The organism is Gemmata algarum, from assembly GCF_034097035.1.
GTDB classification, from domain to species: Bacteria; Planctomycetota; Planctomycetia; order Gemmatales; family Gemmataceae; genus Gemmata; species Gemmata algarum.
The window spans coordinates 37,321-43,892 of record NZ_JAXBLV010000215.1 but is presented as its reverse complement, the minus strand read 5'-3'; the positions used below and the strand labels follow the sequence as shown (position 1 = coordinate 43,892).

At 70.1% G+C, this 6,572-nt stretch carries 5 protein-coding genes; 1 reads left to right on the top strand and 4 read right to left on the bottom strand.

Going from position 1 to position 6,572, the window contains the following annotated elements; all coding sequences use genetic code 11:
* Positions 1-83 precede the first annotated feature (83 nt).
* Both R5W23_RS25780 and R5W23_RS25775 read right to left on the bottom strand, forming a co-directional pair.
* A complete protein-coding gene (locus R5W23_RS25780) occupies positions 84-1,547 on the bottom strand; it encodes a flagellin N-terminal helical domain-containing protein (RefSeq protein ID WP_320688838.1) in 1,464 nt (487 codons plus the stop codon).
* A gap of 210 nt (positions 1,548-1,757) precedes the next feature.
* On the bottom strand, positions 1,758-2,045 hold the full coding sequence (locus R5W23_RS25775) for a hypothetical protein (RefSeq protein ID WP_320688837.1): 288 nt from the start codon (positions 2,043-2,045) through the stop codon (positions 1,758-1,760).
* A gap of 173 nt (positions 2,046-2,218) precedes the next feature.
* On the opposite strand from R5W23_RS25775, the gene R5W23_RS25770 reads away from it, so the two are divergent.
* The gene (locus R5W23_RS25770; protein ID WP_320688836.1) at positions 2,219-4,327 is read left to right on the top strand and encodes a tetratricopeptide repeat protein; all 2,109 of its coding nucleotides are present in this window, start codon (positions 2,219-2,221) and stop codon (positions 4,325-4,327) included.
* A gap of 124 nt (positions 4,328-4,451) precedes the next feature.
* Here the strand turns inward: R5W23_RS25770 and R5W23_RS25765 are convergent, their stop codons facing one another.
* Both R5W23_RS25765 and R5W23_RS25760 read right to left on the bottom strand, forming a co-directional pair.
* Entirely contained in the window at positions 4,452-5,312 is an 861-nt protein-coding gene (locus R5W23_RS25765) for a hypothetical protein (RefSeq protein ID WP_320688835.1), read from the bottom strand.
* 163 nt (positions 5,313-5,475) lie between these two features.
* Complete coding sequence (locus R5W23_RS25760) at positions 5,476-6,327, bottom strand: TIGR03009 domain-containing protein (protein ID WP_320688834.1); 852 nt, start codon at positions 6,325-6,327, stop codon at positions 5,476-5,478.
* Positions 6,328-6,572: the final 245 nt, after the last annotated feature.

The window sequence follows — 6,572 nt, the reverse complement described above, 5'->3', positions numbered from 1 at the left end:
CGCGGGTGTGGGGGGGGGGGGGGGGGGGGGGGGGGGCCCCCCCCCCCCCGCGCCCCCTCCCGGGTTCAGTCAGCGGCTACCGCTTAGCCCCGGAGCAGCTGGGCGACGAGCTGGGTCGTCTGGTTCGCGTTGCCGAGCACCGTCGCACCGGCCTGGACCTGCGTCTGGAGGCGGGTGAAGTTCGCGATTTCCGAGGCGAAGTCGGTGTCGCGGATGATCGACTGGGCCGCGGTCGTGTTCTCCAGGGTGGCCTGGAGGCTGCGGGCGTTGGACTCCAGGCTGTTGGCCTGGAACGCACCGAGGTTCGCCCGGGTGGTGCTGATGTCGCTGATCGCCTTATCGATCACGGTGATCGCGGCGGTCGAGTTGGAGGAGGTCGTCACGTCGATCGCGTTCAGGCTGGTGAACGTGCTCGACGCGGTCGAGTTGTTGCCCAGGAAGTTCGAGTTCGTGCGGCCGATGGACAGCAGGCTGGTCTCGCCGGAGTTGGCCCCGGTCTGGAACTGCAGGTTCTGGCCGACCACGAAGGTGCCGTTGGTGAACAGCACCGAGTTGATCGTCGAGCCGGCGGTCAGGCCGAGGGTGACGGTCGCACCGGCCAGCTCGCCCGTCAGCGCCACCGCCGACGCGTCGCTGCCGCCGTTACCGTTGGTCCCGGCGGTCGCGGTGCCGCTCTGGGTCACGGTCGCGGCCAGCGAGTTGGTGTAGGTGACGGTCGCGGCGGTGCGGGCGTAGGTGCCCGCGGTCAGCCCCGCACCGCTCGTCGTGCCGGCGGTGCCGGCCCCGATCACCACGTCGGTCTTGAAGTCCGTCGCGGTGAACCGGATCTGCCCGCCGACGTTGTCGGCCGTCAGCTTGATCGAGTTCGCGTTGAACGACGAGTTGAGCTTGGCGACCGCCTGGTCGATGGTGTCGGTGCTGAGCAGCGCGACGTTGATGCCGTTGACGCTCAGGTTACCGGAGGTGCCGATCGTGGCACCGGCACCGCTCCCCGTGGTCTGGGCCCGCACCGCCCGCTGCGTCACGGTCACCGTGTTGTAGCTGGTCAGCGGCGGGGTGGCGGCCAGGGTGCCCGAGATCACCACGCCGGACTGGGTGGTGGCCAGGGCGCCGTTCGTCGCGGCCCCGTTGAGCAGGGCCTTGGTGCCGAACTTGGTCGTCGCGGCGATGTTGTCGATCGAGCTCAGGATGTTGGTGATTTCGGCCTGGTTGGCCGCCAGGGCGGTCGCGTCGTTGACGCCGGAGTTGGCCGAGTCGAGGGCCAGGCTGCGGGCCTTGGTGAGCAGGCTGTTGATCTCGTTCAGCGCGCCTTCGGCGGTCTGGACCAGCGACACCGCCTTGTTCGTGTTGTCGAGGGCCGTCTTCAGGCCGGCGATCTGGGCCCGCTGCGTTTCGGAGATCACGAGGGCCGAGGGGCCGTCCGCACCGCGGTTCACCTTCAGGCCGGTCGAGAGCCGTTCCAGCGAGGTGTTGAGGGCGCTGCTGGCGCGGCCGAGGTTCTGCTGGGCGTTGAGGGACGCGGTGTTGTTGACGACGGTCAGAGCCATGATGAGCACTCCAGCTGAGGGTTCAGTTTGCGGGTTGGTGAGTCCTTCCCGTCTGCAGAAGTTATCGAACTCCCCCGGGGAGATTTGCCCGCGTTTTCAGCGGGTTTGCGGCGCGGCGCGGCGCGCGCCGCGGGGCCGGAAAACGGCCGCGGCCCCCGCCGAGCCAGGTGCTCGGCGGGGGCCGCGTGTGTCGTTATCGGACTTATGGTCTCAGCTGACCGGGCCTTCGATGTCGGGGAGCGTCTGGGCGGCGGCGGCGGCGGCGGCGGCGGCGGCTTCGGCGGTGTTGAAGTCGCCGGCCGCGAGCCGGGCGGCCGCTTCGGAAACCACGTTCGGGCGGACGTCAGGGGCCTGGCGGACGCCGGCCAGGAGGGTGGCCAGTTTACCGGTGAGCACGAACTCCTTCGCGCTGCCGGGTTCGACGACCGGGCTCGCAGTGGTGCGGGTCGCCGGGGTTTGCGGGGCGGGCGGTTGGACTCCTGAGGGTTCGATACGCATGTCTCTATACTCGCTGTTTTCAGGTGTTGGGGCCGATGTTCGCGGCCTACGAGAATATGTATCGAGCGGATTCAAATAAAATTGCGTCAAAAAAGCGACCGCAACCGCTCGGAGACATTTTCGATCATACGGTTGGAATCTGATATCCCACCTCAACCGGGCTGGACACCGTCATGAGCGACTCCTCCGCCTCACTCCCCGCACCCGAAGTGCCGGCCGACGGCGCAACCGCCCAGCCCGCCGCCCCGCGACCGCGCCGCGGTCTGATCCGCCGGCTCGTGACCCCGGCGATCGTGCTGGCGTGCGTCACCGGCGGCGCGGGGCTGAGCCAGCAGCTCCGCCCCAAACCCGCGCCCGAGGCCGCGGAGGCATCGGCCGACGCCGACGCGCCGCCCGCACCCGACGCCCACTCTGGAGCGGGTCCCCACGCGGCCCCGCCCCCGGCCGATCGGACGGCCGCGGGCCGCATCGACAACAGCATCCGCGCCGCGAGCTACGCGTACGCGCTCAAGCTGGTCCGGAGTGCCGCGCCGGGCGCGTTCGCCGACGAGTACCAGGCCGCGTACCGCGAGGGGCTGTGCCTGGAAGGGCTCAACCGGTTGAAGGAGGCCGACGCGGCGTACCAGAAGGCCGAACAGGACCCCAACGTGGGCGGGTGGGCGCGGGCCACGCTCGGCCGCGCCCGCTGCGCGATCGACGCGGGCACGCTGACCGAGGCGCGGGCGCTGATGGACCGCGTGCTGCTCCGCTCCGGCCACCACGAGTGCCGCGGCAGCAAGCTCCGCGAGGAGGTCGCGTACCTCCGGGCGCGGGTGTGCGTCCTGGAACTCGGGGCGCCGGCCCCGCTGGACCCGCTCAACGCCGCGGCCCTCTCCTGGCCGACGATGCAGGTGGAGCCCGACGCGTACCTGGACTGGCTCGCCAGCGGCGCGACGACCGGCAGCCCGCGCCCGGACACCGGGCGCGACGTGGTCGAGGTCCACGCCGACAAGGACCCGCTGAACCCGGCCGTCACGCTGCGGCTCGCGAAGCAGCCGGCTATGGACGCGGTCCGCGCGCTGGCGGACGCCGCGCAACTGGAGGTGCCCGATGACGACACGGTGGCGAAGCTGCTCGCCGACCCGGTCGGCCCGGTCGAGGTCGAGCGGCTGCCGCTCGACGTGGTGCTGACGGCGCTGACCGAGCGGGCGCGGGTGAAGTGGGAGATCAAGGGGCGCGAGCTGCGGCTCGCGCCGGCCCCTTACGGCACCGGCCCGGAGCTCACCGTGCGGGCGCTGCACCAAGCGCTCGAAGTGGCGGCCGGGCACCCGGCCGCGGCCCCGATGCAGGTGGCGCTCGCGAACCTGGACGCGCGGGCCGGACGGTTCCGGGCCGCGACGCTGGGCTACCGGCAGGTGTTCGAGACCGTCGGGCACGCGCCGGCGGCCCCGTACGCGGCGTACAACCTCGGGCTGATGGAGATGAAAGCCGGGAACCGCAAGGGCGCGGTGGCCCGGTTCTTCGAGGTGATCGACCGCGCCCCCGGCACCACCTTCGCGGAGTTCGCGTGGTGCTGGATCGCCCGCTCGCACCTCGAGGACGACGCCCCGGAGGCCGCGCGCCGGGCGTACGTGATAGCGTTCAACGGCAACAACCGGGAAGCCGCTTCCGCCGGGGCGCTGGGGGTGTGCATGTGCGACCTGCTCACGGGCAACGAGGCCGCCGTGCGCGAGCTGCTGGCCGACGCCAAGCTCAGCACCCGCGAGGGGCACGCGATGGTCACGAACTACTTCACCGCCCTGCTCCGGTACCGCACCGCCCCGAGCGAGAGCCGCAAGGAGCTGCTGTTCCGGGCGATCGACGCCGCGGACGAGGGCCGCGCGCTGGGGCCGGGCGGGGTGTACCTCACGGGCCGCGTGTACAGCGAGCTCGGGCTCGCCCGGGAAATGTGCTCGCTGTACGAGCGCGAGGTCGAAACGGCCCGCGGGCCGCTCGCGCTGCGGATGCTGTACGAAGTGGCGGAGCGGTACGACCGGCTCGACGCCCGGCCCGCCGCCCGGGCCCGGTACCTGTCGGTGGCCGCGGTGGACCCGTACGGCCTGCGGGCGCGGGCCGAGCTGCGGCTGGCCGCGCTCGACGCCCGTGACGGTAACGGCGAGGACGCCGTGCGCCGCTGCTGGGCGCTGACCAAGAGCAAAGACGTGCCCCTCGCGGACGTGCTCCGCGTGATGGGCCACGGGTACGAATTGCAGGGGATGTACCGAGCGGCGGCGGACTGCTTCGCCGGCCGCCTGCCCGAGTAGCACCGCACCTGACGACGCGCGCGGTTCAAGCACCGGACCAAAACGCCCGCCGGTCGGCTCTCAACGAGAGCCGACCGGCGGGCGTCAACCGAGTTCCGTCGGACGCTACAGCGCCCGGCCGGACTCAGTCCTTCTTGGGCAGCGGCGCCGGGCGCAGCTTGGCCAGATCGAACGGCTCGCCGACGAGCCCCTTCCACGCGGTCTTCTGGGTGCCGTCGAGGGCTTCCTCGACCTTCGCCCAGGCCTCCTTGCGGAGCCGCTCGATCTTCTTGTTGGCCGCGTCGACCTTCTCCTGATCCGGTTGCTCCCGGTTGCCGCCCTTACCGCCGCCGAACCCGCCGCCGATGCCGGCCTCGGTGCGGATCTCGCGGGACTCCTTGTTGAAGTCGTCCACCACGCCCTTGATCGTGCTCTTCTGCTTGTCGCTGAGCTTGAGGGCGTCGCCGACTTCCTTAATGGTCGCCTTCTGCGATTCGGTCACGAAGCCACCGAAGCCGCCGCCGCCACCGAACCCGCCCTTGCCGCCCTTGCCACCCTTACCGCCGCCGCCACCGCCCTTGGCCTCGGGGTCGTTGAACACCGTGAAGCCCATCTGCTGGATGGCGATCTGGTGCAGGCGCTTCTTCTGGTCGGCGCTCAGCGTGTCCTCGACCGTCTTCTTCACCTCCTCGGTGAGCTTCTGGCCCTGCTCGTTCAGCTCGGTGAACTTCTCTTTGTCGAACCCGTCCTTGCCCTTGCCGAACATTTCCATGCGGGACTTCTGGAGCTCGGACTGCTTGTCCGCGAGCGGCTTGAGCTTCTCCTTCTGGGCCGCGGTCACCTTGATCTCTTCTTGCAGCGCGGCGTTGGTCAGCACCAGAGTGTTGATGTCGCCGAACCCGCCGCCGAACCCGCCGCCGAACTGCCGGCCGCCCGGCTGGGCGGTAACCACGGTCACCACAACGGCGGCCATCAGGCCCGCCAGCATACACCGCATCGCCCGCATGACATTCCCCTTGGGGGAGAGGTGAAAGGTCCGCCGCGGGACGAGTCCCCGTCGGCTGTCCACATCGTTACGTCATGGCGGTGAAAGGGGAATGAGAAAGGGCGCAAAAACCCGCGCCCGCGCGAAATTCGCACGGGCGCGGGTAAACGTGTTCAGGAGCGTGTCACTTGTCCCGGCGCACCGCACCGCCCGCCGGCACCGCGCCGCCCGCCGGCACCGGCCGGTTCCCGCCCACCGGTTGCGGCGGGGCTTTGACGACTTGCCAGCCCTTGTCCTTGATCTCGACGTACTGGAAGTGCTCCGGCTTGACGCCCGGGATATCCACCATCGGGTTGGAGAACTTCCAGACTTCCGTGTCGTCGTTCGCCTTCAGCATGTACACCTGGGCCGGCAGGTACGCGGCCCGCACGGTGGCCGGCCCCGGGCCGTACAGCGCCAGCCGGAGGTGTTTGAACTCGAGCTGGTCCTTCCCGAACCGCGGCTTGATGTCCAGGTAGATGTAGTTCTCGTCGGTCTTGAACAGGTTGATGTCGAACCGCTCCTTCACGTCCTTCGCCTTCATGCCGGCGAGGAAGTCGAGCATGAGGTTGTCCACCCCGGGGCCGGCCTTGGGCAGCTCGATCTCGGTCACCGTCTTCGCCAGCCCGTTGTACACGTACACGGCCTTCCCGTTGCAGATGTACGCTTCGTAGTCGGTGCTCGTTTTGTCGGCGTTGTTGTTGAGCCGCAGCACGGCGAAGTTGGGCTTCATGCACAGCACCTGCCCGCTGTAGGCGGTGGACCTCTGGGAGACGCTGTCGGTGCGGGTGAGCCCGACCTCGGTGCGCAGGTTCACCACGGACGCCATCTTCTTTTCCCAGGCGGCCAGGTGCCCGTCGAGTTGCGGGTCGGCCTTCGCGACCGGGGACTGGGCGGGCGGGACCGGTTGGCCGGGCACCGCGCCGGCGGGCGGTTGGGCCACGCCGACCGAACCGGCGATCAACAGTGCGGCCAGGGTGAAGCCAGCGGCTCTCATCGATGAACCTCCTCAGTCTCGGGCGGGGGGCGGCGGGTTATAGCGTTCACGGTGGCCCCGGAAAAGCCCGACCGCGGCGCCCGTTCCATCTTTCGTTGGGCGACACGCCGGCGCGACCGGAATGGCACTCCCGGCGCCGAGAACCGCGGGCCGCGGATGGGTCTGTAGCGACTGTACGCGGGGCGGGTTGTAAAATGAGGTGCGGAAAGTTCGCGAACTCACGGTGCGGGGCCGCTGTCCCTGTT